Raw genomic sequence first — 1,016 nt, forward strand, 5'->3', positions numbered from 1 at the left:
AAATATATTGAGGAGTATACCAATACTACAGGAGATTATCTTCTTATGGCAACATACAGTACAGATTTTGACAAATCAACTACGTATTATGTAAGGGCTTATGTTCAGGCTTATAATGGAGATGTTATTTACGGAGATAATGTATCGTTTGTTACACCTGCAAAAATGGACATTACATTTAAAATGGCCAAAAACGTACCCATGCCCTCACTGCCGCAAAACATTTATTAGCATTCGGAGTTTGTCAGGAATTGGTAGGCGGTGAAACCCCCGCATCCAATCAGTAGCTCTACCTCTAATAAACTTTGTTGCGACGCTGCACCTAAATGCATTTCGGAGAGTACGAGCTATCTCCCAGTTTGATTGGCCTTTCACCCCTACCCACAGGTCATCCGAAGACTTTTCAACGTCAACCGGTTCGGTCCTCCACTCTGTGTTACCAGAGCTTCAACCTGCCCATGGGTAGATCACAAGGTTTCGCGTCTAATCCTACTAACTATCCGCCCTATTCAGACTCGCTTTCGCTCCGGCTCCGTAACTTAATTACTTAACCTCGCTAGTAAAATTAACTCGTAGGCTCATTATGCAAAAGGCACGCCGTCACAGCTTTACGCTGCTCCGACCGCTTGTAGGCGTACGGTTTCAGGTTCTATTTCACCCTTCTATTCGAAGTGCTTTTCACCTTTCCTTCACAGTACTTGTTCACTATCGGTCTTTCAGGAGTATTTAGCCTTGGAGGATGGTCCCCCCATATTCAGACAGGATTTCACGTGTCCCGCCCTACTCATTTATCATCTTAATATACCTTTCGAATACCGGGCTATCACCGTCTATGGCTGTTCTTTCCAGAACATTCTTCTAAATATATAAAGACTTTTGGGCTAATCCGCTTTCGCTCGCCACTACTTACGGAATCTCTTCGATTTCTTTTCCTCCGGGTACTTAGATGTTTCATGTTCTCCGGGTTTGTCCCTCTTACGAGGTAATACTATCTTCAATGTATTGGGTTGCCCATT

Annotated in this window: 1 rRNA gene; it reads right to left on the reverse strand. The window is 43.7% G+C overall.

Annotated elements, in window-relative coordinates:
- Nucleotides 1-1,016, reverse strand: a 23S ribosomal RNA gene (locus HX13_RS22355); the annotation flags it as partial.

It is taken from the genome of Chryseobacterium sp. P1-3, from assembly GCF_000738495.1.
In the GTDB taxonomy this organism is placed as follows: Bacteria; Bacteroidota; Bacteroidia; order Flavobacteriales; family Weeksellaceae; genus Chryseobacterium; species Chryseobacterium gallinarum.